Raw genomic sequence first — 24,102 nt, 5'->3', positions numbered from 1 at the left:
CTGCCCGAACCTGAAATGTCCGTTGCGGCGGAAGAGGCGGCACCCATCGTGGAAGCCCTCGCCGATCGTATCGGGCTGGCGTCGGCCCTGCTGAAGGCGAAAGCCGATACGGCTGACCCCTTCGCGCAGCCGGTCGGCCGGTTTCGCGCCGCCGAACCGCGCCCGGAGGAAACGCCCGAAGCCGATGAGGAATCCGGCGATCTTGCCCTGACACTTCTCGACATGATGTCGGGCGGCACCGGTTCACTGCCGCATGAGCGGACGCTTGCCGCCGATACGCTGCTTCGCATCTTGCCGCGCATTCCGGTGAAGCAGTTGATTGCCGTGGTCGAGCGCGTGGCCATCATGGAAACGCCACCGGCACTTCTGGTGGCGAAGCTCATCCGCGATGCCCGCCACGATGTGGTCAGCCCGTTGCTCGAGCGCTGCTCGAACATCAGCGACCAGGACCTGATGAACGCGGCACCCGACGGAGACTCGCCCAAGCTCAGGATGATCGCCCGCCGCCGCGTGCTCTCGACAGTGCTGAGCGACTATCTGATCTCGACGAACGATCCCGGTGTGCTGCTCACCATGATCCGCAATCCCGGTGCACAGATCTCGCACGAGGCTTTCTACCGCCTTGCCGAATTCGCTGGCCTGCATCAGGCCCTGCTGGCGCCGCTCGCCACGCGTGCCGACCTTCCGCCGCCCGTCGCCTTCGAACTGTTCTGGGATGTGCCGCCGGAACTGCGCCGTTTCATCTTCTCGCGCTTCCTCACCGATTCCGAAACACTCAACAAGATTCTCCGCATCACGCTGGCAACGCACACGGGCGAGAACGGCGAACCCGGCGCGGACGCCAAATTCGCGCCGAAGGAAGCCGTGACCGCCGCCCTCGACAGCGCGTGCGCCTTCCGGCTCGACGAAGCTTCGGCGCAATTCGCGGAACTGGCCGGCATCGCGCGAGACACGGCACTCCGCATCCTTTCCGATCGCGATGGCGAACCGCTCACCGTGCTTCTGAAGGCGCTGGGCTGCACGCGCGCTAGTTTCGAGGATGCAATCACCATGCTTCGCCAGTCCGAGGCCGGCCTGCTCAGGAGCGATCGCGATCCGCAGGAGCTACAGGCCATCTTCGAAGGCCTGTCCTTCAACAAGGCGCGCATCCTTCTCACCTACTGGGACTGGTATGTGCGGAAGTCGGGCCCCTACGCCTCGCACAATTGAAGAGCATCCGTTCTTCTCTCAACTGCTCTTGTTGATTGCGCGCCTCTCCCCTAAGTAGATTCGCTGGTCCCGATTGACACCGGGCCGGAATCCGCTGCAGGGAGAAAGCCGTCCGACATGGAAAACAAGACTGCGCTCATTGAGCTCGCAACGCAGATCGTCGCGGCCTATGTGGGCAAGACCGCCGTCGAACAGGCCGATCTGCCGAAGCTCATTGCCGATGTTCATCGTGCCCTGGAGCAGGCCGCCAGCGGATCGGCGGCCCGCGACGACGCCGCCGACGCAAAGCCCGCGGTGAATGTGAAGAAGTCGATCACGCCCGATTATCTGATCTGCCTCGAGGACGGAAAGAAGTTCAAGTCCCTGAAGCGGCATCTGCGCACGCACTTCAACTTGACTCCGGAGCAGTATCGGGAAAAGTGGGGACTTCCCTCGGATTATCCGATGGTTGCGCCGAACTATGCGAACTCGCGTTCGAAGCTGGCGAAGAACATGGGCCTTGGCCAGAAGCGCGGAACATAAGTTTCGCAAAATCTTCGCTTGCTGACTCTTGCGGATCAGTCCTTCACGATTCATAAACGAATTGTTAAATGGGGCATCGATTCGCAAGGGGCATCGTTGGCTATGGGGCAGGTCAACATTGCGTTTAGGGCACAGCTGGTCGTGCCGGAGCAACGGCAGATCTACGACTACTGGTTGACCTGTTCGGATGGCAAGTCGATGCCGGCGCGCGGCGATATCAATCCCGCGCATATTCCACGGCTTCTGCCATACATCACACTGATCGATGTTCATGAAGAGATTAGCCGCAGCACGGTGCGGCTGGCAGGTACACGGCTTCGCGATGTCTATGACCGCGAGATCACCGGCCTCTGCCTCGATGATCTCGATCTCGGGCCGAAACGCGACTACTGGTTGGCGGCCTACCGCCATACGGCCCTCGATGGCAAGCCGACGCAAGGCATCGTGCGCGGGCCGCGCGTCAACAAGGAGCATCTGGTGCAGTACTGGATCAAGCTACCGCTCGCGGTTGCCGGGGGCGATCACATCGGCATGATTCTCTGCCTCGACTATTTCCTGTCCGCGATGGATGACGAGCAACGGCAGGCCAATTCCGCGTGATCGGAAAAAAAGCAAAATAAAAGGTATTGATTCCTGTTCTGGGTATGTCTAGTTTTCCTTCCGCAAGGAGAACTCTACCATGGATCGTGCCGATACCTTCGATGCTCGCAAAGAAACGACGGCCAGCCCCGATCAAACAAACGGGTTTGGAGGCCACCGCCCGCAACGCCCCGGACCTCATGCCGATGCGGCCCCCACATTCAATGATGCTGAAAGCCCGCTTTCCTGGCTCCGCACGCGGCGGGACCGTTCGGGCCAGCCCCTCATCAGCAGCGCGCAGTATCTGGCCGGTGAACGGCTGCGGTCCGACTTCGAGCGTGCCATGATGGCCCGCCGGACCACCACCAATTGGAATCTTGCCGGATCGGGCAGCGGCGGCAATGCAGCCGCCGAACTCAGCGATGGCGCAATCGCGGCCCGCCAGCGCTATCAGAATGCGATCGCCGCAGTTGGCCCCGAGCTTGCCAGCATTCTGCAGCATGTCTGTTGCATGGCGGCGGGGCTCGAACAGGCAGAGCGGGTGCTCAACCTGCCGCAGCGCAGCGGCAAGGCCGTCCTGGGCCTGGCGCTCACCGCCCTGGCGCGGCATTACGGATTGACGCAGGATGGATCGCGTCCGGGCCAGCGCATCTCGCAATGGGGTGTGGAGGACTATCGTCCGGCGATTGCTCAGGCCGAACTGGAAGAGGCCTGAAGGGCCGCCTGCGCATCGGCCTTGATCCGCTGGATCATCGAGGCAAAGCCATTGGAGCGTTGCTGGGTGAGGTGGCCCGAAAGTCCCAGCTTGCCCAGGACCTCGCCGGCATCGGTGGCCAGGATGGTGGAGGCCGTTTTCCCCGAATAGATCATGAAGGCGATGGCGATGAGACCCTTGACGATCAGGGCATCGCTGTCGCCCGAGAAGGTGAGGATGGGGTCCGGAGTCCGGCTGTCAGCCTTCGAGGTGATCCACACCTGACTGGCGCAGCCCCTCACCTTGTTGTCAGGCGAATGGTCGGCATCGGGCAGCGGCGGCAGCTCCCGGCCAAACTCGATCACATGCTTGTAGCGGTCTTCCCAGTCGTCGAGGACCTCGAAGTCGGACAACAGGGTTTCAATGGGGTCCACGAGAGGAGGCCTTCCGGTTCCGGTGATGGTGAAGCCACCAGATAGGCGGAGCGCTCCCGAACCTCAACCTTCTTTCTTGACGGGCGGTGCCTTGGCCGGCACCGGCCCGCGCCACTCGGGGATCAGGTCTTCGATCTCGAGAGTCGACTGGCTCTCGGCGGGCCTTTCCTCGGCCGCGGCCAGCTTGACCGAACCGGTCTGCAGCGGATCGACTGCGATGGCCTCCTGCGAACCTTGCGGCACTCCGGGATCACTCGTGGCATCCGATGCCCATTCGTAGATGAGCTTCGCGGAATACTTCGCCTTGGCCTCGAGCCGTCCGGCGACATAGGTCGCGGTCTCGCATACGCCGGGCTGGCGGACGCAGAAGGACGCCACATCGGAGAAGGCCGATGTTGCCGAAGACAACATCTGGATGGTCGAGACCTGCGGCGCAGGCTCGCTCTGCGCGGCCACATTCTCGGGCGGCGACGGCATCAGGAAGCCCGCACCCGTGAGAACCAGTATTGTTTTGATGAGACGCATCCCCGCACCCCTTTCTACTTGCGGAGACACTAGCAAAATGATGTTTCGGAGCGATAAAGCGAGACGGCAGGATTTGAATACAATGAAAGATGGATTTGATGTTGTTTTGAATAAAATTTTATACTTGGCCTTAACTTCGCTTTAACCATGAGGCTGCGAATGTCTCTTGGGACATGCCAAGAGGGTTCCCGGTTCGGAAAGGCGCCGTTAACTGTGCTGGTGCAAGTTGAGGCAGAACAGGGAGCGTGCCAGCGGTCTTGGCCCCTGAGGGATTAAAGTGAGTTCGGGTCGGCTTTATGCGTGAGATGGTGTTGAACGACTACCGGGGGCGGAAACTGCTGCCGCTTGCCGCTTGGGGCCTGACCTCTTTGATCAGCCTTGCCATCGTGGGCAACGCCTTCTTCGGCCAGCCAGACATGGGCCGGTCGATGGCGGCTGCGAGCGCGGACGTGCCGGAAGGTATGGCGCGGCTCGAGGTCGATGCACCCGTTTCGGGCGGCCGCACCATCCAGCTCAAATATGATCCCGTCGTCGAAACCGTGCAGCGCGAACTGGCCGCCGCAGGTTACTACAAGGGCATCGTCGACGGTGTGATCGGCCGCAAGACGCGCCAGGCCATCACGTCGTACCAGGCCGCAGCCGGCCTCGAGGCCGATGGAAAGCCCTCGGCGGACTTGGCCGACCATATCCGCTTCACCCGCGAAGTGGCGGAAGCCTCGCTTTTCACCGGAACCATCCAGGCCGATCCCGATGCCGAGGCCCGCGCCTCGATCAGGCGGGTTCAGACGGGGCTGGCGGAACTGGCCTACAGCCCGGGCGCGATCAACGGCGAACTCACCCGCCAGACGCGCAATGCCATCCTTGCCTTCCAGCGTGATCGCAAGATGCCCGAGACCGGCGAAATCAACGAAGCGCTGATGGCTGAACTGGGCAAGATGAGCGGCCAGTCCGAACTGGCCACGCAATAGGGCCTTGCGCCTCAAATCCGGCATCTGGGTTTCCGCCTTCCTGCGCCGCTGCATGGTCGAGGGCATTTTCGGTGCGGTCGTCAAGCGGGGGGCCGAGGAAGCCGGCGCGGTCTACGTCGTCGTCGATCACCTTGATGGAACCTGCCATCTCTTCGGACCCGCGCCCGGCCCATCGCACGACGATGAGGGCGAGCGGCGCTGGGCACTGGAACTCATGCCCCCTTCAGGGCCACTCGACGTGCGGGATGTTCTGGAACGCCGAAAGCGGTTCGACCCCGACATCTGGATCGTTGAAGTCGAGGACCGGCGCGGGACCGCGGGCCTTGCCGTTTCCTCTTAGCCAACTGTTAACCATGACCGGGCTTAACTGACGGGCATCCGGAGGACACTCCGCAACGAGAGAGTGAATGCCATGAGTGCCCGTGCCATATGTGCCGTCATCGAGTTTCCCATGAATCGCGTCCGTCCCCTGACGGCGGACCCGCTGGAAGCATCAGGTGAAGTCATCATCTTCCCAGGCGTGCAGATCGAACGGCTGATGTATGATCTGGCCGAACGCCTTCCCGCCGCGCGTGCCGGATCCTCCGCGCAGGCCCGCGCGACGGAATTCGATTTCTACTGAGGCCTGGCACTCTTTTCCGGCCCGCAGCGTGAGCGCCCGACGGCCTCGGCAGCGCCCGCGCGCAATCCCGCTTCCGTGATCGGATACCACACGACGGCCAGGCCCCGCGGCTCGGGCGACATCACGGTCCATCCGCTGTCGATTTCCGGCCGTTCCTTGTCGGTGGCCATGACCAGTGATTCGATCAAGTCCGGTGCCAGCGAAAGGCTCACGTTGAAGATGTTGGAACCTGACTGACGGTGGTTGACCGAATAGATGGCCTCCGCCTTGTCAGTGTAGATCGTTGCCACCCAGAACCCGTCCGGCAGGTCAGCCGAGAAGGTGACATTCGCTGCTGAGACGTCGAACAGGCAGATGCCGGTCACGCCCTGGCGCGGCAGGCCGGGGAACAGCTGTGCCTGGTCCTCAGGCGGAAGGATGAAGAAAGTGTTGGTTCCGTTCGCGGACGCCATCCGCGCCACCTCGCGGGCGAACAGCCAGCCCGGCACGAAAAGCGTGAAGGCGGCATGGGCCGTCATCGCCGCCGCCAGCGCCACGGCCAGCCAGAACAGGTGCCGCATCATCGGCAGGCCTCACGCTTGACGTCGAAGGGCGGGGGAGATGTGAACTTCTGGTTGTTGGCCGGAACCGCCGAATAGATCACGGTGAGACGCCGCGCTACCGGCGTCTTCAGCCAGTTACCGGGCTCGGGCGACACGGAGGCCACGATGCTCAACGAACCGTCCGCCTCGCGGATCACGTTGTCCGAATCGGCGGTAGCCTGGACCGTGGCGTTGGCACTGGCCGATTCGGCCACCGCGAGGCTCCACCAGCGCGGCAGCGGGCTGGTCGCGGTCAACCGGTAGCGGCAGGATGAGGTGAGGGGCTGGTTGTCATCGTCGGTTTCGGCGGTGGCCTCTGTCAACTGACCCGGAGCAGGCGGCAGGCGGCCCGCGATCAGGTAATGCGCGCGCGCGTGATAGTTCCATGGCCCCGCCAGCCCAAGGCCACGGCTGATCCAGGGTGTCCCGGACTGCAGATGCTCGACACCCGAGGACTGTATCAGCGCATAGGCGCTGAAGCAGCCGACCGCTGCTCCCGCCGCGATGTAAGTGAATGCCGCAATCAATCCCCGCATGTCAGAAATCAGAAGATGCTGTCAAAGAGCGTCTTATTTTTCTTCTTGCGCTTTTCCTGGGAGGGCGGGGCGTTGTTCCGCTGGTCCACGCCGCCGAAGATCTTCTCGATGAAGTTGCGCTTGCGCTTCCTGCTGCCGGGTGCGGGCTGCGGCTCGTCCACATTCGCCTTTGGAAGCACCAGTGCCTGCTGCTTCGGCTTCTTGATGACGGGCTTGGCGGCAACCACCGGCGGCGTCTCTTCGAAGAGGTCGAACATGCCGTTGAGCACGTTGTTGACGTTTCCCGGCGGCGGCAAAAACGCGGTGCCGGTATCGCTCTGGTCGGTTTCATCGCTAATGGGAGGGACCGCGGTCTTCGGATCTTCGAGTTTCGCTACCGCATAGGTATTGTCATAGGGAACACCCGCCAGCCCGATGGGCTGAAGCCCGCGCTCTGCCTCCACCATGATGCGCTTCCATGTCGGAGCGGGCAGCAGGCCGCCGGTCACTTCGTTCATCGGCGTGAAGTCGTCGTTGCCGAACCATACGCCGGTCACATGGTGCCCGGTAAAGCCCACGTACCAGGCATCGCGGTAGCCCTGATTGGTTCCCGTCTTGCCGCCTTGCGGTGCGAAGCCCAGATCGGCGCGGCGGCCTGTGCCGGCCTTGACCACGGCGGAGAGCATGGAGTTCAACTCGGCCACCTTCTCTTCCGGAAACACCCGGCGTGGCGGCATCATACTGTCTTCGGTCCGTGAATAGAGGAGATCGCCGTTCGAGCGGCGGATTTCCAGCACGGCATAGGGTGTGGCCGGAAAGCCGCCCGAGGCAAATGCCACATAACCTGTCGTGAGGTCGAGCAGCGACAGGGCGCTGGTGCCGAGCACCATGGGCGCCCATGTCTCGAGCTCACCCTTGATCCCCGCCATGTGCGACGTGTTGATAATGGCGGTGCGGCCGATGTCGATCATCAGCTTCACCGGAATGGAATTGTAGGAGTGGGCCAGTGCCTTGGTCAGGGTGGTGCGGCCCGCATATTTGCCACTGTAGTTCCGGGGCGCCCAGTTGCCCACCGAGACGGGACCGTCCACCACGACGTCGTTCGGCGTGTAGCCATTGAGGAGTGCAGCCATGTAGACGAAGGGCTTGTAGGACGAGCCCGACTGGCGGAGCGCGTCCGTGGCCCGGTTGAACTGGCTGGTTTCATAATCCTTGCCGCCCACGATGGCGCGCACGGCACCATCGGTCGACATGACCACGGTGGCGGCCTGGCCCACGCGGTAGGACTCGCCGTTCGCCGCAAGCTCCTCGTTGATGATGTCCTGGGCGGAGGTCTGGAGCGGCAGGTTGATCGTGGTCTTCACCTCGAGTACGAAATCGCCGGTCAGTCCCTTCTGGTCGATCACGGCAAGCGTGTCCCTGTAGGCCCAGTCGAGGAACCAGTTGGGACTGTCCGAAATCTTCTGCTGGATGGCGGTCGCCGGCTCGCGGCGGGCCAGCAGAAGCTCGCCCTGGGTGATGAAGCCTGAGTCGAGCATGCGGTAGAGAACCGTGTTGGCGCGCGCGCGGGCCACGTCCAGATTCTTGTGTGGCGCGTATTTCGACGGGGCCTTGAAGAGCCCCGCCAGCATCGCGGCCTCCGGCAGCGTGATGTCGCGCACGGACTTGCCGAAGTAGAATTGCGATGCCGCCTCGATGCCATAGGCGCCGCCGCCGAGATAGGAGCGGTCGAGATAGAGCTTGAGGATCTCTTCCTTGCTGAGGCGGGCCTCGATCCACAGCGACAGGAATGCCTCGTGCACCTTGCGGCGGATGGTGCGCTCGGGGCTGAGGAAGAGATTCTTCGCCACCTGCTGGGTGAGCGACGAGCCACCCTGCACCACGTCATTGGCCCGCGCGTTCTGCACGATGGCGCGGAGCGTGCCGATGACATCGACCCCGAAATGTTCGAAGAAGCGGGCATCCTCGGTGGCGAGGACCGCCTTGATCATGTGGGGCGGGATATCGGACAGCGGAATGGCGTCGTCCTGGCGGATGCCGCGCCGCCCGATGATCTCGCCATTCGCATCCGTGAAGGTCACGGCAAATTCGCGGCCGCGGTTCCACACGTCGCCCGTCCCCGAGAAGGGCGGCAGCGCATAAGCCAGCAGCACGAAACTGGCAATGACGCCGAAGGTGACGCCATCGTCGAGCAGGTCGAAGAAGATGCGTCTGAGGCCTCTCAGCCGGAAGCCGTCCAGGAAGGCCGCATAGGCCGAACTGGTACGCTTGATGAAATCCCATGTCTCGAACACCGCCGTGCTGACGACGGAGTCGGCCCGCCAGAGAAAACCGGCAATCGACTTGCGGGGTGGAACCTGGGACACGCTTTTCGACCAATCTGGGGTTGGGAGTGGGTTAAGATGCGATTGTGACGAAAACGGGCCTTCCCCGCCGCCGCAATTCATGCCGCCCTCTCGAAAAAGATACAATGGACCGGATAGATTGGACAGGGGTTAAACACAGGGCGGCCAGCCCTCGGCTGTTGACAATCCCGCCCAAGTCCGTTGCATAGGCCCAACATGACGTCCCCGCCGCCCTTCTGGAAGACCAAGCCCCTCGCCGCGATGACCCGAGAGGAATGGGAATCGCTGTGCGATGGCTGCGGCCGCTGCTGCCTGAACAAGCTCGAGGATGAGGATACCGGCGATTTCCTCTATACTCGGGCGGCCTGCCGGCTGCTCGACCTCAAGACCTGCCGCTGTTCCGACTATGCCAACCGGCAGTCCATCGTCTCGGATTGCGTGGCGCTCACGCCGGAGAATGTGGGCACCCTCGGCTGGCTGCCCCGGACCTGCGCCTACCGGCTGCTGGACGAGGGGAAGCCGCTGCAATGGTGGCATCCTCTCGTTTCCGGGCGGAAGGAAACCGTGGACGAGGCGGGAATCTCGGTGAAGGGCGGCGATGTCTATTCGGAAGAGGGCATCACGGTCGACGAACTGGTCGATCATGTCTGGCGCCTGCCGAAACCGAAGCGCCGCAAGATGCCATGATGCGCCGCGCCTGCCTCGCCATCGTCTATCTGCTGACTCTGGTTCTTCCCGGATCGGCGGAGGAGAAGGCGCTGCGCGGCGTGGCGCTGGTCATTGGCCAGTCTGAATACGAGAACCTGGCCCCGCTCGCCAATCCCGGACAGGACGCCAAGGCCATCGAGGATCTTCTGGAAGACTTAGGCTTCGACGTGACCGGCGTGACCGACCGCAACGCGAAGAAGCTGTTGCGTGACCTCGAACGCTTTGCCGAGGACGCCGACGGGGCCGATGCCGCCATCATCTATTATTCCGGGCATGGCATCGAGGCGGGGGGCGAGAACTGGCTTGTGCCGGTTGATGCCAATCTCGAAGCATTGGAGGACGTTCAGGACAATCTCGTTCCCCTCTCGGGCGTGCTGGACGAACTCCGCGCCAAGGTTCCGCTGACGATTTTCCTGATTGATGCCTGCCGCTCCAATCCCTTCCCGCCAGGATCGGTGGCGCGCAGGCAGGGCGAGAAGCTGGAGATGAGCGGGGCAGGCCTCGGCACGCCGCGCGGCTTTGCAACGATCGAGGAGGGCGCCACCGATACCGTGGGCACCATCATCGGCTTTGCCGCTGAGCCGGGCCTTCCAGCGCTCGACGGAGAACCGGGCGGCAACAGCCCCTATGCCGCCGCCATCCTGCGGCATCTCTCGGCCATGACCGGCGAGGAGTTCGGATTGGTCATGCGCATGGTAACGGAAGAGGTCTACCTCAAGACAGGAACCCGGCAGCGGCCATGGGTGAACGAGTCATTGCGGAAGCAGCTCTTTTTCGGTTCGCCGGAGCAACTGCCAGAGGGTGCGGCAGGCGCCATCACCGGCGAGCGCCGTAAGCTGCTGCTTACGATCTCGGGCCTTCCCGACCCGGAGCGCAAGCGCGTCGAGAAGCTGGCTGCATCCGATCAGGTGCCGCTCGATACGCTTTATGGCGTGCTGGCGGCCCTTGGCGAGACCGGCATCGGCAAGGACCCTGCGGCGCTTGACGCCGCATTGAAGGCGCAGGCGGGACGGCTGAAGACTATCCTCGATGAGCGGAAGGCCCTGTCGCTCGATGACCCCGAGTTGCAGCGGCTGGTGGCCGAGGCCGATCAGGCGGTGAGCGAAGGGGCTATCAAGACGGCGCGCAGCCTGCTGGATGAAGCCAAGGCCCATGTCGAATCGTCGCGCTCCTCGATTGAAGATGTGGAGGCGCAGGCCAGGGCCAAGCGCATGGCCAATGCTGAAATCCTGGTGAAGAGTGCCGAGACCGCCGAAATCGACTTCGACTTTGCGGCCGCTGCCCGGGACTATGCCTCGGCTTTCGACTGGGTGAAGGAGGCCGACAAGGTGATGGCCGCCAAGTACAAGACCTACGAGGCGGATGCGCTGCAGTCCATCGGCAGCTATCGCGGTGACAATCAGGCGCTGGCACAAGCCATTGCCGGCTACGAGCAGGCGCTCGGCCTCGTCAGCAGGCCGCAAGATGCCGTGCAATGGGGCAAGGCCACCAACAACATGGCCAATGCCCTGCTGCGCATGGGCGAGCGGACCCTCGATCAGGCGCCACTGGAAAGGGCTGTCTCGCTCTACCGCGATGTACTATCCGTGGACGGAGGAAAGCCCTCGCTGCGCGCCACCACATTCTCGAACCTTGGCATCGCGCTCAACACGCTCGCCGACCGCCGCAACGACGCGGGCCTCTACGCAGACGCGGGCAAGGCCTTCGACGATGCATTGGCACTCCGCGACAAGGCCAACGATGGGCTGGGCTGGGCGCTCGACATGCTGAACGCGGCAAACTTGGAAATCGCGCTTGCCGACCGCAACACCGAACCAGCGCGTTACAAATCCGCCGAAGAAAAGATTTCGGCGGCGCTGGAACTGATCGACCCTGTTACCAACCGCATCGAGTGGGCGCAGGCCAAGAACAATCTGGCCATCAGCCTGCGCGCGCAAGGTGCCAATACCCGCGACGTGGGGAAGGTGCGGGACGCCCTCAGGATCTATGAAGTGGTGCTCCCCGCCTTCGACCGCAAGACCTTCCCGCTGGACTGGGGCAATACCAATGGCAACATCGCCATCGCCCACACCAACATCGGCGCCATGGAAGGCAATGCCGCTGAATTCGAGACGGCCTTGGATTTCTATAGGCTGGGCCTTCAGGAAGTAACGCGCGAGCGCACGCCCGTGTTCTGGGCCAAGCTGCAGAATGCCTATGGCATGACGCTTCAGGTCGTCGGCACCATGAAGTCCGATCCCGCTTTGCTGGAAGACGCAGCGCAGGCTTTCCGTGGCGCTCTCGAAGTCCGCACCCGCGAGGCCAATGCCGAACTCTGGGCCGAGAGCCAGCAGATGCTGGCCTCCACACTGTCCTCGATCGCCTCATCGAAGGCCGATCCCGCTCTGGCGGACGAGGCGATTGCGGCCTACCGCTCAGCCCGCGAAATCTTTACGAGGGACGCCTTCCCGGCGGATTGGATGTCAGTGTCGTCGGGCCTCGCCATGGCGCTGCAGGGCAAGGGCATCCTGAAGCAGGACGACAAGATTCTGATGGAGGCCGAGGGCATCTACAGGGAAGTGCTGGCGGCAACCGATCGCAAGAGCAAGCCGCTGGAATGGGCCTCCGCCATGAAGGATATCGCCACGATCCAGTTCATGTTGGGCACCACCCACATGAACAAGGCAGAGGTCGAGGAATCGATCAGGAACTTCGACCTCGCGCTGGAGGAGTATCAGAAGTCCGGCAGCTTCATGGACAAGATGATGATCGGCGCCATGCGCAACAACGCTGTGAAGGCGCTCGACCTCTTCAAGTGATCAGGCCGCAGACGTCTGCGGTTTTCTGATCAGGCCGGCTGCCTTGAGGATTGTGGCATCAAGGCCTTCGCCGCCCTTCGCCAGATGAGCGATGAGAGCAGAGCGCATGCGCGGGTCCCAGAACTTGTTGATGTGCTCGGCCGCATCCTTCACCGCAAGCTCCGGCCCGGAGCCGTTGAAGAAGCTGGCGATCTGATTCGCCATGCGGATCATGTCACGCTGTTCCATCTGCTATTCCTCGTCGAAGATCATGACGCCGCGGTTCGAGAGCGCGGCAAGTTTCAGTTGGGCTTGTCTCGCAAGGGACAAGGCGAGCGCGGTAGGGGCCGACACCGTGGCGAGCGCCCCGATGCCCGCGATGGCGCATTTCTGGACGAGTTCGAAGCTGCAGCGGCTGGACATCAGCACGAAGCCCGAAGTGAGGTCGGTGCCAGCCCGCGCGAGAGCGCCGATCAGCTTGTCGAGCGCGTTGTGGCGGCCGACATCCTCGCGTGACAGAAGAATTTCTCCGTCTACGGAACACCATGCAGCGGCATGGACCGTGCGGTTGATGCGGCTCATCGGCTGATGCGCGGGCAGTTGTTCATAGGCGCGCGCGACAGCCTGTGGCGAGAGCTGCACCTTCGGAACGCTGCGGCCCGGCATGCGGATCGCATCCTTGATGTCCTCGATGCCGCAGAGCCCGCAACCGGTGCGGCCTTCGAGCGAGCGCTTCGCCATGCGCGAGCGGTTGAGCCGGTTCTCACGAACTGAGAGATCAAGCGTGTAGCCTTGCTCGCTGGACAACACGAGAACGCCGGTCACATCATCTGCCGCGCCGATGATGCCTTCGGCAAGCGCAAAGCCGATTGCGAAGTCCTCGAAGTCCGCAGGCGTTCCCATCATGACCGCGTGGTTCGCCGAATTGAATTGCACCGCAAGGGGCACTTCCTCCGGCACCTGCCACACGGTTTCGCTGTCACCCGCCAATGTGTGGAGCGTGCCCCACGCAGGCCGCGAGGTCGGCACGGTGCCGCCCTTCGCTGCGAGCGGAATGACGTTACTCCGCCGCGACAAGGGGCTTGGCTCCAATCCGCTTGTTCTCTTCCTCGCGCTCTTCCCATTCCTTCTGCCACTCGGACGGCTGGTTGGAGAGCGTCACTTGAACCGCTGTCACCTTGTATTCGGGGCAGTTCGTCGCCCAGTCCGAATATTCAGTGGTGATGACGTTGGCGCCCGACACCGGATGATGGAACGTGGTGTAGACAACACCCTGCGGCATGCGCTCGGAAACATTGGCGCGAAGAGTGGTAGCGCCCATGCGGCTCGAAATCGAAACCATCGCACCATCCTTGATACCGCGCGTTTCGGCATCGTGCGGATGGATATCGAGAACGTCCTCCTTGTGCCAGGTCACGTTCTCGGTGCGCCTTGTCTGCGCACCCACATTGTATTGCGACAGAATGCGGCCCGTGGTGAGGATGAGCGGGAACGACCGGTTGGTGCGCTCGGGCGTCGGCACAAACTCGGTGACGACGAAGCGGCCCTTGCCACGAACGAAGCCGCCGACATGCATGAGGGGCGTGCCCTCCGGCGCCTTGTCGTTGCACGGCCACTGGACCGAGCCCAGCATGTCGATCTTGGCAAATGAGACACCCGCAAAAGTCGGCGTGACCCGGGCGATCTCGTCCATGATCTCGGCCGCCGAGTCATAGCTCATCGGATAGCCCATGGCGTTGGCGAGGTCGCACACGGCCTGCCATTCATGCTTGCCCTGCATCGGGGCCTTCACCTGGCGAACGCGATTGATGCGGCGCTCGGCATTGGTGAAGGTGCCGTCCTTCTCGAGGAACGAGGTGCCCGGCAGGAAGACATGTGCGAAGGCGGCGGTCTCGTTGAGGAACAGGTCCTGCACCACGACACATTCCATCGACTCCAGGGCATGGTTTACATGCTTGGTATTGGGGTCGGACTGTGCAATGTCCTCGCCCTGGACAAAGAGACCCCTGAAGGTGCCTTCGACGGCGGCATCGAACATGTTGGGAATGCGGAGGCCCGGCTCGCTGTCAAGGTGCGTGGCCCATACCGTCTCGAACATCTGGCGCACCGTGTCGTCACCGACGTGGCGATAGCCCGAGAACTCGTGCGGGAAGGAACCCATGTCGCAGGAGCCCTGCACATTGTTCTGTCCACGGAGCGGATTGACGCCCACGCCATTGCGGCCGACGTTGCCGGTCGCCATCGCGAGATTGGCCATGCCCATGACCATCGTGGAACCCTGGCTGTGCTCGGTGACGCCGAGGCCGTAATAGATGGCGCCGTTGCCGCCTGTGGCATAGAGCCTCGCGGCGGCGCGGACTTCGGCTGCCGGAACGCCGGAGATGCTCTCGAGCGATTCAGGCGAATTGCGCTCTTCTTTGATGAAGGCTTCCCAGCGCGCGAACTCGACAGGGTCGCACCGCTCATCGATATAGGCGCGGTTCTCGAGGCCCTCGGTCAGGATCACATGGGCGAGGGCATTGACCACCGCAACATTGGTGCCGGGCTGGAGTTGAAGGTGATGCGCTGCCTTGATGTGAGGCGAGTCCACCATGTCGATGCGGCGCGGATCGATGACGATGAGCTTTGCGCCCTCGCGCAAGCGCCTCTTCATGCGCGACGCGAAGACGGGATGGCCGTCTGTCGGGTTGGCGCCGATGACGACGATGACGTCCGAATCAGCAACAGACTTGAAGTCCTGCGTGCCGGCCGACGTGCCAAACGTGCGCGACAGGCCATAGCCCGTGGGTGAGTGGCAGACGCGGGCGCAGGTATCGACATTGTTGTTCTTGAAGGCGGCGCGGATCATCTTCTGGACGACGAAGACTTCTTCGTTGGTGCAGCGCGACGAGGTGATGCCGCCGATCGACGTGCGGCCATACTTTTCCTGGATCGCCTTGAAGCGCGAGGCGGCATAGCCGATGGCCTCTTCCCAAGAGACTTCCTTCCACGGGTCGGTGATCCGTTCACGGATCATCGGCGCAGTCACGCGGTCCTTGTGAGTCGCATAGCCCCATGCGAAGCGGCCCTTGACGCAGGAATGGCCTTCATTGGCGCCACCATCCTTGTAAGGCACCATGCGGACGACCTGGTCGCCCTTCATCTCGGCCTTGAACGAGCAACCGACGCCGCAATAGGCACAGGTTGTGACGACGGAGTGCTCGGGTTGGCCCAACTTGATGACGGACTTCTCAGAGAGCGTGGCCGTGGGGCAGGCCTGTACACAGGCACCGCAGGACACGCATTCCGAATCGAGGAAGGCTTCGTCCATGCTGGCCGAAACGTGGCTGTCGAAGCCGCGTCCGTCGATGGTCAGCGCGAAGGTGCCCTGAACCTCTTCGCAGGCGCGCACGCAGCGCGAGCAGACGATGCACTTGGCGGGTTCGAAGGTGAAATAGGGGTTCGATTCATCCTTGGGCTGATAGCGGATATTCTCCGAACCGTCGGCGCGTTTCTTGAAGACGTGGTTGTCGCCCTCATAGCCATAGCGCACATCGCGCAGGCCCACGGCTCCCGCCATGTCCTGCAGTTCGCAGTCGCCATTGGCCGCGCAGGTGAGGCAGTCCAGCGGATGGTCCGAGATATAGAGTTCCATCACGCCCTTGCGCAGGTTGGCAAGGCGGTCGGTCTGGGTCTTCACCTTGATGCCGGGCGCGACCGGTGTGGTGCAGGACGCGGGCGTGCCCTTGCGGCCTTCGATCTCGACGAGGCAGAGGCGGCAGGAGCCGAAGCTGTCCAGCATGTCGGTGGCGCAGAGCTTCGGGATCTTGGTGCCGAGCTCCATTGCGGCGCGCATGATGGAGGTGCCTTCGGGAACGGTGATTTCCTGGCCGTCGATCTCCAGCGTCACCATTTTTTCAGAGGTGGACTTCGGCGTGCCGTAGTCGGTTTCAGTGATGAGGGTCATGGGGCTGTCGCTCCTATTCGGCCGCAAGCTGTGCTGGCTTGTCGAAATCTTCGGGGAAATGGCGGATGGCGCTCATCACCGGCATGGGGGTCAGGCCGCCCATCGCGCAGAGCGAACCGTCCGTCATGGTCTGGCAGAGATCTGACAGGAGTTCGAGATTGGACTCGCGCTCGACGCCGGCGACGATCCTGTCGATGACTTCCACACCGCGGGTGGAACCGATGCGGCAGGGCGTACACTTGCCGCATGACTCGATGGCACAGAACTCCATGGCGAAACGGGCCTGCGCCGCCATGTCGACCGTCTCGTCAAACACCACGAGGCCGCCGTGGCCAACCATCGCCTGCGCTGCGGCAAAGGTCTCGTAGTCCATGGGCATGTCCAGTTGCGAGGCGGGAATATAGGAGCCTAGCGGACCTCCGACCTGGATGGCGCGGATTGGCTTGCCGGAGAAGGTGCCGCCGCCAAAATCTTCCACCAGTTGGCGGAGCGTGACGCCGAAAGCCTTCTCGACGAGGCCACCCTGCTTGATGTTGCCAGCAAGCTGGAAGGGAAGCGTGCCGAGCGAACGGCCCATGCCGTAGTTCCGGTAGACCGCGCCGCCTTTCGCCATGATGAAAGGCACGGCGGCGAAGCTCAGAACGTTATTGATGACGGTGGGCTTGCCGAACAGGCCTTCGAGCGCCGGGATGGGCGGCTTGGGCCGCACCGTGCCGCGCTTGCCCTCAAGGCTCTCGAGCATCGCGGTTTCTTCACCGCAGATATATGCGCCAGCACCACGGCGCACTTCGAGATGGAAGGATTTGTCCGTACCCTGAATAGTGGCGCCCAGCCAGTCGGCCGCGACCGCAACGGCAATCGCTTCCTTCATGGTGGCGATGGCATCCGGATATTCGGAGCGGATATAGACGTAGCCCTTGCTGGCTCCGACGGCGAGGCCGGCGATGGTCATGCCCTCGATGAGCATGAGGGGATCGCCCTCCATCACCATGCGGTCGGCGAAAGTCCCTGAGTCGCCTTCATCGGCATTGCAGCAGATGTATTTCTGCTCGGCCTTCGCATCGTGGACGGTCTTCCACTTGATGCCGGTAGGAAAGCCCGCACCACCTCGGCCACGGAGACCCGACTGGGTGACTTCGGCCACGATGTCGGCACCAGAAAGGCCCAGAGCCTTGCGCAGGCCCTCGAAACCGCCGTGCTTAACGTAATCCGCAACTGACACCGGATCGGTGATGCCGCAGCGGGCGAAGGTGAGGCGCTCCTGATTCTTGAGGTAGGGATGATCCTCGATGTTGCCGAGGCGAAGTTTGTGGCCGCCGCCGGTGAGGAAGTCCGCCGCCTTCAATGAGTCGACGTCTGAAGCCTCAACAGGGCCATACGCAATGCGGCCTTGCGGGGTCTCGACTTCGATCATCGGCTCGAGCCAGAGAAGCCCGCGCGAACCGTTGCGGATGATCTCGACACCATCGATCTTGGCGAGTTCGGCAGCGACCTCGTCGGCTCCAACCGAGCGGGCAGCCGAATCGCGGGGGACATAGATCTTCGTCATGTGCGGCACTCCGCGACGATCTTCTCGAACTTCGCCGCATCGACCCGGCCGACGAGCTTGTCGTCAACCATGATGGCCGGAGACAATGCGCAATTGCCAAGGCAATACACGGCCTCGACCGTGATGGCGCCATCGGCGGTGGTCTGGCCCAGTTTCACCTGGAGATAACGCTCGATCATAGCAGCGAGTTCATTTCCCTTCATTGACTGGCAGGCTTCCGCCCGGCAGACCTTGATGACATGGCGGCCCTGCGGCTCGCGCTTGAAGTCATGATAGAAGGTGACGACGCCGTGAACCTCGGCGCGCGACAGGTTCAGAGCCTTGGCGAGCGCGGGCAGCGACGCCTCGGGAATGAAACCCAGATGCTCCTGCAGATCATGCAGGATTTCAAGGAGCGCATCCGGCTTGTTGCCGTAACGCAAGGCAATCTCCCGCGCGGCCGTCGCCTCGCGCGGGGAGAGATCGATCAGGGTGTGTTTTCCAGACATGGCGCCTTATCGCGCAGTCTGGACGCAAATACCAATTGACGCCTCCTATGATCTCATAGAGGCGGCAAATCGGTGTAGTTCATGCCTTTGCGGAAGGATCGAGGCTGTGGCCGATGCTGGCAGCAAGAAGACTGAGCGCATGGCCGAGGCGGTTCTGGCCGAATTCCTTTTCCAGCGGGCAGGCTTCGTCGCTGCAATTGTGCTGGTCGCGGCACTGGCCCTCGGTTTGCTCGAGCGAGACGGTACGGGCCTGACGGCTGCAATGGGCATGGGACGAGTTCATGGCGATGCTCACAGTGGTTTCCAATGAAACCACCATGAGTTGCGGCCTGTCCGCATTCCTTGACCAAGATCAAGGTTTCAGTTTTTTGGCGGTCGCGAACAGGGCTGAAATCAGGGGGGATTGCGGTTCGCGGGGCAAGCCGACCAGGCCCACCTTGTGCTGGACCGTCGGTTCCACCAGCGGGATGGCCTTCACCCCTTCGAGTCGGCCCAGAACATTGATGAAGTACTCCGGCATGATGGAGGCGAGCCCCATCGACTTCACCGATGCGAGGAGATTCATGATGGAATTGGTTTCCAGCCGAGGTGACGGATGGGCATTGGCGACCGCGAAGGCCCGGTCGACGATCCGGCGGTTCTGGCGATCGGAATGGGCGGCTACATTGGCGGGCGCTCACTGGAAAAAGTGGCCGGAATTGTCACCGCAGCGGCAGGGTCCAAAGTATTGGAAAAGCTGCCCGGACGCCAGAAAAACCCCGTAAAACCTTGATTTTCTGAAGGGAAGTCCCACATCAATTGTGTCTGTGATCTATGTCACAGTCCCATTCATCTTCAGTTCAGGTTGCCTCGCGTAGAACGGACATCGAAAGGACTAATGGGGTCATGCGGAAGTTTCTCACAATTGCTGTCGTCGCGCTGACAGCCGCTCTCGGAGCGGGTCTGGCGGATGCGCAGGTCCGCGTGAAACCGATGAATCCCAATGTGATGGTGCCCAAGGCGCAGAAGGCGCCCCGGGTTCAGCAGGTCAAGCCGGTGAAGCCCAATGTGGTGCTCTTGCCGCCCTCCGCAGCCTTGAAGCGTGCAATGGGAACGGTGCCCAATGCCAAGCCGCTGGGCGTGAAGCTGAGGGGCCAGACTTATGTTGTCAGACTGAAACAAGGTGGTACGATCAAGCAGCTGAGTGTGAACTCGGTGACGGGTGCGGTCACGCCGCTCCCGTAGGCGACCGGTTCAGGAATTTCCATCATGCGGCTTCTCGTCGTCGAAGACGATCCCGATATCAACCGGCAGCTCGTGACCGCGCTGCAGGACTCCGGCTACGTGGTGGATGCCGCCTCGGATGGCGAGGAGGGGCATTACCTTGGCGAATCGGAACCCTATGATGCCGTGGTACTCGACCTGGGCCTGCCCATCCTTGATGGCGTGAGCGTTCTCGAAAGATGGCGCCGCGCGGGAAAGAAGATGCCTGTTCTGATCCTGACGGCCCGTGATCGCTGGAGCGACAAGGTGGCGGGCTTCGATGCAGGCGCCGACGACTATGTTGCCAAGCCCTTCCATATGGAGGAGGTTCTCGCCCGCGTCCGCGCCCTGTTGCGGCGGAGTGCGGGTCACGCGACGAGCGAACTCACCTGCGGGCCCGTGTCGCTCGATACAAAGAGCGCACGCGTCATCGTCAATGGCATGGCCATCAAGCTTACCTCCCTCGAGTTCCGGCTGCTTGCCTATCTCATGCATCACAAGGGCAAGGTCGTTTCGCGCACGGAACTTGTGGAGCATCTCTACGACCAGGATTTCGACCGCGATTCCAATACGGTCGAAGTATTCGTCGGACGCCTGCGCAAGAAGCTTGGTGTCGAGGTGCTGCATACGATCCGCGGCATGGGATATTGCGTGACCGAGCCGGATAATGCGGCCTAGGTCGCTTTCAAGCCGCCTCATCATCTCATCTGCTATCGTCAGTATCATCCTGCTGGCGGCCACCGGCATTGTTCTGGCGAGCCTGTTCAGCGCGGCGCTGGAGCGCAATTTCGATTCGCGCCTGCGCGCGGTGCTTGACGGGCTTCTCGCCAATGTCGAAGTCGGCGCGACGGGCGATCCGGAACTTCCGAGCGAACTGGTCGATACGCGATTCGCACTTCCGCTGTCGGGCTGGTACTGGCAGGTGACACCTGCGGTGCCTGCGGAAGGCGTGGGCGATCTCGCGTCCGAATCATTGCTGGAGCAGCGCCTTGTGCCGACTCGGGAGATGCTGACAAAGCGCGGCTCCGACGGTGTCGCGAGCTTCTACCTGACCGACAGCAATGGGGCTTCGCTACGGGCCATCGAACAGGTGTTCAAGCTTCCAGGCAGCGAACGCGATTTCTCTGTCCTTGTCGCCGGCAATTTCGATGAGTTGAGCGACGAGGTGAATGCCTTCCGGCAGGCGTTGATCGGCAGTCTCGTGTTGCTGGGCATCGGTCTGTTGCTGGCGATCTTCGTTCAGGTTCGCTTCGGGTTGAAGCCGCTGGACGTCATGCAGAGGAACCTTTCGGCAATTCGGCAGGGAACGGCAGAGCAGCTGCAGGGGGACTATCCAGCTGAACTTCAGCCAGTCGCAGACGAACTCAACCTGCTGATCCAGTCCAACACCGAGATCATCGAACGCGCCCGCACGCAGGTGGGCAACCTGGCACATGCGCTCAAGACGCCCCTCAGCGTACTGACGAATGAAGCGGCCGCGCAAAAAGGGCCCCTGTCGCAGAAGGTTCTGGAACAGGCCCATCTGATGCGCGACCAGGTCAGTCTCTATCTTGACCGCGCCCGCCGGGCGGCTCGCGCGCAGGGCGTGGGCGCCGTGACCGAAGTAAAGCCGGTGCTCGATGCGCTGGCGAGGACGCTTGCCCGGATCAACCAGGACAAGGGCGTGACCGTTGGCGTCGACTGCGAGGAGGGGTTGAAGTTCCGGGGCGAGAAACAGGACCTTGAGGAGATGGTTGGCAACCTGCTCGACAATGCTTGCAAGTGGTCGACCCATGAGGTGACGGTGAAAGCCGAGCTGATGCGTGATTCTGTTGCGGCCGGACGGCACTGGTTGACCATCGAGGTGGATGACGACGGGCCGGGACTTCCGGCAGACAAGCGCGCCGAAGCCCTGAAACGTGGGCGCCGGCTTGACGAGACCAAGCCAGGATCGGGCCTCGGCCTTTCGATCGTGACGGAGACGGCCGCCATGTATAGCGGCACTGTTGAACTCGACGATGCGGACAGTGGAGGGCTGCGGGTGGTCCTGAAACTGCCTGCCGCCGTGTGAGTCCAGCCCCGTCCGGTGGATGGCACCTTTCCTTGATGGCCGACAAGGAGATTTGCATCGCCGTTCGATCCGGCCTATATGAGTGAAAACGAATGTTTGTTGAGTCCGGTTGTCCGGGTAGGGTATGTTCGCGGAACGGTTGCCAATTTCAAGGCAAACGTTTCCACTCAGACACGTGATGTTCGCAGGATACCCCCGGTCGCGAACTCACATGTAGAGGGCGGGCCAGCAATGGTCCGCCCTTTTAATTTCAGGCCTCGGCGGGAACTGCGGGCGAGTCGATGACGGGAATGCCACGCTCGCGATAGGGTGTGCGGCCATAGAAAGCGCGGTAGCACTTGGAGAAATGCGACGGAGACGAGAAGCCGCAGGCCAGCGCCACATTGATCACCGACATGTCGGTCTGGAGCAGCAGCGAACGCGCCTTCTTGAGTCGCAACTCCAGATAGTAGCGCTTCGGCGACCGGTCGAGATAACGCCGGAACAGCCGTTCGAGCTGGCGCGTGGAGAGGCCTGCCTGCTTGGCCAGAATGGAAGGCGACAGCGGCTCCTCGAGGTTCTGTTCCATCTCCTCGATGATGCCCACAAGCTTGGGGTGCCGGGCACCGATACGGGCTGGCAACGACATGCGCTGGTGCTCGCTGTGATGCCGGATGGGTGAATGCAGGATTCCTTCGGCCACGGCCGACGCGAGTTCAGGCCCATGCTGGCTTGCGATCAGTGTCAGCATCATGTCGAGCGCGGTGGTGCCTCCGGCACTGGTGAAGCGGTCGCGGTCGATTTCGAACAATCCGCCGGTGGCATCGATTTCGGGAAAAGCCTCGGAGAAGCCGGGCAGATTTTCCCAGTGAATCGTGCATTTGTAGCCGTCAAGCAGGCCCGCTTCGGCAAGAATGTGGGCACCCGTGCAGACGGCCCCGAGGTCTTTGCCCTTGCGGGCGACCTTCCGCAACCAGGCGATCAAACGCTTGTCTGTGTGATGCTGCACGTTGAGGCCGGCGCAGACCAGCACAGTGGCATTGTCCGGAATGGCAGCGAGGTCTCCATCGACCATGGCCAGGATGCCGTTCGATGCCGCGACCGGCCTCGCGTCGACCGAGTGCATCGTCCACTTGTACAGGGATTTCTCCGACAGGCGGTTGGCAATGCGCAAGGGCTCGATGGCGGAGGTGACTGGCATCATGGTGAACTCCGGCACCACAATGACAGCGAAGTGTTGAGGGAGCTGTTTGGGTGGGTCGCCGAACATCGCGCAGGATCTCCTGTTTGATGACTTTTTGCGCAAAGTTGAGGCTGTGTCCATCAGCGTCATGTCGCATGATGAAAACGACAGAGGGTGCCGGCCTCCGGTCGCATTCGTTATGCCCTTGTCGCAAACATCCGTGCGGACGCCACAAGGCTTGGGCATTGTCGTTCCTGAACATCCGGAGCCCCTAGCCATGAATGCCCCGCTCTCGTCCGCCGCCGTTGCCGACTTCCCCTCGGGCCAGACCATGCCTGCCTTTCTCCGCAAGGCGTCGATCGAGATTACCCCGAAGCAGATCGAAAAACTTGCCCTCCTCAAGGAGAGGCTGCAGCCGGGATGCAAGGTTTTCATCGCCCTGATCGACCCCGCCGACGTCGCTGCCCAGATCGAGGCAACGCGGCAGCTCAGGGCCGCCGGGTTTTCACCCGTGCCGCATGTGCCTGCCCGCTTCGTGCGTGACGAGGCTGACCTGCGCGCGCGAATTGCATCGCTCGCGCAGGCCGGTGCCGACACGATGCTGGTGCTCGGCGGCGGCGCCCCCCAGCCCATCGGCATCTATCATGCGGCGATCCAGTTGCTCGAAACCGGGGTGTTCCAGGCCAATGGCGTCAGGCATATCGGTATCGCGGGCCACCCCGAAGGCAATCCCGACATCACCAAGATCCATGGCGACGAGATCCTGCTGAAGGCGCTGCAGGACAAGCAGGCCTATCTCAAGGCCAACAGAATCGAAGGCTTCATCGCGACGCAATTCCTGTTCGAGGCTGCACCCGTGGCCGAGTGGGCGAGGACGCTGCGCCAGGCCGGCATCGACCTGCCCGTCCATGTCGGCGTTCCCGGTCCCGCGACCATCAAGACGCTGGTGAAATATGCCGCGATGTGCGGCGTCGGCAATTCCGCCCGCTTCATCCGCAAGCAGGCGATGAACCTCACGAAGCTGCTCACCGTCAACACGCCAGATGACTTCGTGGCCGGACTGGCGGACCTCCACTTCCACACGCCGGAACTGGGCATCGCGGCGCCGCACCTCTATCCATTCGGCGGCTTCGACAAGCTGTTCGACTGGACCCGCTCCGTCCAGCGCTGAACGGAGCTGCCGAAG

General features: G+C 62.4%; 27 protein-coding genes. 14 read left to right on the top strand and 13 right to left on the bottom strand.

The genetic code is table 11. From position 1 onward, the window contains the following. The 4 genes from ACEW8Q_RS09985 to ACEW8Q_RS09970 all read left to right on the top strand — a co-directional run. Positions 1 to 1,209: DUF2336 domain-containing protein (locus ACEW8Q_RS09985; RefSeq protein WP_373503906.1), on the top strand; the 1,209-nt coding region annotated here is incomplete at its 5' end. A gap of 117 nt (positions 1,210 to 1,326) precedes the next feature. After that, on the top strand, positions 1,327 to 1,731 hold the full coding sequence (locus tag ACEW8Q_RS09980; RefSeq protein ID WP_373503905.1) for a MucR family transcriptional regulator: 405 nt from the start codon (positions 1,327 to 1,329) through the stop codon (positions 1,729 to 1,731). 102 nt (positions 1,732 to 1,833) lie between these two features. Next, positions 1,834 to 2,331: a PAS domain-containing protein gene (locus ACEW8Q_RS09975; protein WP_373503904.1), complete on the top strand. Its 498-nt coding sequence runs from the start codon at positions 1,834 to 1,836 to the stop codon at positions 2,329 to 2,331. A gap of 79 nt (positions 2,332 to 2,410) precedes the next feature. Continuing rightward, positions 2,411 to 3,025, top strand: a complete 615-nt coding sequence (locus ACEW8Q_RS09970) for a DUF6456 domain-containing protein (RefSeq protein WP_373503903.1) — start codon at positions 2,411 to 2,413, stop codon at positions 3,023 to 3,025. On the opposite strand, the gene ACEW8Q_RS09965 is transcribed toward ACEW8Q_RS09970, so the two are convergent. Then, complete coding sequence (locus ACEW8Q_RS09965) at positions 3,001 to 3,438, bottom strand: SufE family protein (RefSeq protein ID WP_373503902.1); 438 nt, start codon at positions 3,436 to 3,438, stop codon at positions 3,001 to 3,003. The genes ACEW8Q_RS09970 and ACEW8Q_RS09965 overlap by 25 nt on opposite strands. A 63-nt stretch (positions 3,439 to 3,501) precedes the next feature. After that, positions 3,502 to 3,963 carry a DUF5330 domain-containing protein gene (locus tag ACEW8Q_RS09960; protein ID WP_373503901.1) on the bottom strand — a complete coding sequence of 154 codons (462 nt, stop codon included), beginning with the start codon at positions 3,961 to 3,963 and terminating at the stop codon, positions 3,502 to 3,504. Positions 3,964 to 4,274: 311 nt separating this feature from the next. Between ACEW8Q_RS09960 and ACEW8Q_RS09955 the strand changes: the two genes are divergently transcribed. The 3 genes from ACEW8Q_RS09955 to ACEW8Q_RS09945 all read left to right on the top strand — a co-directional run bounded on the left by ACEW8Q_RS09955 (position 4,275) and on the right by ACEW8Q_RS09945 (position 5,553). Then, positions 4,275 to 4,931 (top strand): peptidoglycan-binding protein, encoded by a 657-nt coding sequence (locus tag ACEW8Q_RS09955; RefSeq protein WP_373503900.1) that lies wholly within the window; start codon positions 4,275 to 4,277, stop codon positions 4,929 to 4,931. A 4-nt stretch (positions 4,932 to 4,935) separates the two neighbouring features. Continuing rightward, complete coding sequence (locus ACEW8Q_RS09950) at positions 4,936 to 5,271, top strand: DUF1491 family protein (RefSeq protein ID WP_373503899.1); 336 nt, start codon at positions 4,936 to 4,938, stop codon at positions 5,269 to 5,271. 72 nt (positions 5,272 to 5,343) lie between these two features. Continuing rightward, complete coding sequence (locus ACEW8Q_RS09945) at positions 5,344 to 5,553, top strand: hypothetical protein (RefSeq protein ID WP_373503898.1); 210 nt, start codon at positions 5,344 to 5,346, stop codon at positions 5,551 to 5,553. Here the strand turns inward: ACEW8Q_RS09945 and ACEW8Q_RS09940 are convergent. Genes ACEW8Q_RS09940 through ACEW8Q_RS09930 form a run of 3 tightly spaced genes read right to left on the bottom strand, consistent with a single transcriptional unit; the run spans position 5,547 to position 9,015 of the window. Beyond that, positions 5,547 to 6,116 (bottom strand): hypothetical protein, encoded by a 570-nt coding sequence (locus ACEW8Q_RS09940; RefSeq protein ID WP_373503897.1) that lies wholly within the window; start codon positions 6,114 to 6,116, stop codon positions 5,547 to 5,549. The genes ACEW8Q_RS09945 and ACEW8Q_RS09940 overlap by 7 nt on opposite strands. Beyond that, complete coding sequence (locus ACEW8Q_RS09935) at positions 6,113 to 6,670, bottom strand: DUF1214 domain-containing protein (RefSeq protein ID WP_373503896.1); 558 nt, start codon at positions 6,668 to 6,670, stop codon at positions 6,113 to 6,115. The genes ACEW8Q_RS09940 and ACEW8Q_RS09935 overlap by 4 nt, the downstream gene beginning before the upstream one ends. 8 nt (positions 6,671 to 6,678) lie before the next feature. Beyond that, positions 6,679 to 9,015 carry a transglycosylase domain-containing protein gene (locus ACEW8Q_RS09930; protein WP_373503895.1) on the bottom strand — a complete coding sequence of 779 codons (2,337 nt, stop codon included), beginning with the start codon at positions 9,013 to 9,015 and terminating at the stop codon, positions 6,679 to 6,681. A 195-nt stretch (positions 9,016 to 9,210) separates the two neighbouring features. Here ACEW8Q_RS09930 and ACEW8Q_RS09925 point away from each other — a divergent pair, with 195 nt between their 5' ends. Both ACEW8Q_RS09925 and ACEW8Q_RS09920 read left to right on the top strand, forming a co-directional pair. Further along, entirely contained in the window at positions 9,211 to 9,681 is a 471-nt protein-coding gene (locus ACEW8Q_RS09925; RefSeq protein ID WP_373503894.1) for a YcgN family cysteine cluster protein, read from the top strand. Then, a complete protein-coding gene (locus tag ACEW8Q_RS09920; protein ID WP_373503893.1) occupies positions 9,678 to 12,500 on the top strand; it encodes a caspase family protein in 2,823 nt (940 codons plus the stop codon). Before ACEW8Q_RS09925 ends, ACEW8Q_RS09920 begins: the two co-directional genes overlap by 4 nt. Here ACEW8Q_RS09920 and ACEW8Q_RS09915 read toward each other — a convergent pair whose 3' ends face one another. From ACEW8Q_RS09915 to ACEW8Q_RS09885, 7 genes are all read right to left on the bottom strand, one after another. Then, complete coding sequence (locus ACEW8Q_RS09915; protein ID WP_373503892.1) at positions 12,501 to 12,728, bottom strand: formate dehydrogenase subunit delta; 228 nt, start codon at positions 12,726 to 12,728, stop codon at positions 12,501 to 12,503. Between the two features lie 3 nt (positions 12,729 to 12,731). After that, positions 12,732 to 13,556: a formate dehydrogenase accessory sulfurtransferase FdhD gene (gene fdhD, locus ACEW8Q_RS09910; protein ID WP_373503891.1), complete on the bottom strand. Its 825-nt coding sequence runs from the start codon at positions 13,554 to 13,556 to the stop codon at positions 12,732 to 12,734. After that, on the bottom strand, positions 13,540 to 16,425 hold the full coding sequence (fdhF, locus tag ACEW8Q_RS09905; RefSeq protein ID WP_373503890.1) for a formate dehydrogenase subunit alpha: 2,886 nt from the start codon (positions 16,423 to 16,425) through the stop codon (positions 13,540 to 13,542). The genes fdhD and fdhF overlap by 17 nt, the downstream gene beginning before the upstream one ends. Positions 16,426 to 16,438: 13 nt before the next feature. After that, positions 16,439 to 17,974: a formate dehydrogenase beta subunit gene (locus tag ACEW8Q_RS09900; RefSeq protein WP_373503889.1), complete on the bottom strand. Its 1,536-nt coding sequence runs from the start codon at positions 17,972 to 17,974 to the stop codon at positions 16,439 to 16,441. After that, on the bottom strand, positions 17,971 to 18,462 hold the full coding sequence (locus ACEW8Q_RS09895; protein WP_373503888.1) for a formate dehydrogenase subunit gamma: 492 nt from the start codon (positions 18,460 to 18,462) through the stop codon (positions 17,971 to 17,973). The genes ACEW8Q_RS09900 and ACEW8Q_RS09895 overlap by 4 nt, the downstream gene beginning before the upstream one ends. A 79-nt stretch (positions 18,463 to 18,541) precedes the next feature. Continuing rightward, positions 18,542 to 18,745 (bottom strand): hypothetical protein, encoded by a 204-nt coding sequence (locus tag ACEW8Q_RS09890; RefSeq protein ID WP_373503887.1) that lies wholly within the window; start codon positions 18,743 to 18,745, stop codon positions 18,542 to 18,544. A 69-nt stretch (positions 18,746 to 18,814) separates the two neighbouring features. Then, positions 18,815 to 19,093, bottom strand: a complete 279-nt coding sequence (locus ACEW8Q_RS09885) for a LysR family transcriptional regulator substrate-binding protein (RefSeq protein WP_373503907.1) — start codon at positions 19,091 to 19,093, stop codon at positions 18,815 to 18,817. Here ACEW8Q_RS09885 and ACEW8Q_RS09880 point away from each other — a divergent pair. From ACEW8Q_RS09880 to ACEW8Q_RS09865, 4 genes are all read left to right on the top strand, one after another. Continuing rightward, on the top strand, positions 19,058 to 19,234 hold the full coding sequence (locus ACEW8Q_RS09880) for a hypothetical protein (RefSeq protein ID WP_373503886.1): 177 nt from the start codon (positions 19,058 to 19,060) through the stop codon (positions 19,232 to 19,234). The two genes, ACEW8Q_RS09885 and ACEW8Q_RS09880, sit on opposite strands and share 36 nt — an antisense overlap. Positions 19,235 to 19,347: 113 nt before the next feature. Continuing rightward, the gene (locus ACEW8Q_RS09875) at positions 19,348 to 19,686 is read left to right on the top strand and encodes a hypothetical protein (protein ID WP_373503885.1); all 339 of its coding nucleotides are present in this window, start codon (positions 19,348 to 19,350) and stop codon (positions 19,684 to 19,686) included. A 24-nt stretch (positions 19,687 to 19,710) separates the two neighbouring features. Further along, positions 19,711 to 20,382, top strand: coding sequence for a response regulator transcription factor (locus tag ACEW8Q_RS09870; protein ID WP_373503884.1), 672 nt, complete (start codon positions 19,711 to 19,713; stop codon positions 20,380 to 20,382). Continuing rightward, complete coding sequence (locus tag ACEW8Q_RS09865; RefSeq protein ID WP_373503883.1) at positions 20,372 to 21,754, top strand: ATP-binding protein; 1,383 nt, start codon at positions 20,372 to 20,374, stop codon at positions 21,752 to 21,754. Before ACEW8Q_RS09870 ends, ACEW8Q_RS09865 begins: the two co-directional genes overlap by 11 nt. 250 nt (positions 21,755 to 22,004) lie before the next feature. On the opposite strand, the gene ACEW8Q_RS09860 is transcribed toward ACEW8Q_RS09865, so the two are convergent. After that, the gene (locus tag ACEW8Q_RS09860) at positions 22,005 to 22,937 is read right to left on the bottom strand and encodes a GlxA family transcriptional regulator (protein WP_373503882.1); all 933 of its coding nucleotides are present in this window, start codon (positions 22,935 to 22,937) and stop codon (positions 22,005 to 22,007) included. 256 nt (positions 22,938 to 23,193) lie between these two features. Here ACEW8Q_RS09860 and ACEW8Q_RS09855 point away from each other — a divergent pair, with 256 nt between their 5' ends. Beyond that, positions 23,194 to 24,087, top strand: coding sequence for a methylenetetrahydrofolate reductase (locus tag ACEW8Q_RS09855; RefSeq protein WP_373503881.1), 894 nt, complete (start codon positions 23,194 to 23,196; stop codon positions 24,085 to 24,087). Positions 24,088 to 24,102: the final 15 nt, after the last annotated feature.

The sequence above is a fragment of the Aestuariivirga sp. genome (genome assembly GCF_041738905.1).
GTDB lineage: Bacteria > Pseudomonadota > Alphaproteobacteria > Rhizobiales > Aestuariivirgaceae > Aestuariivirga.
This window is presented reverse-complemented; position numbering and strand designations above follow the sequence as displayed.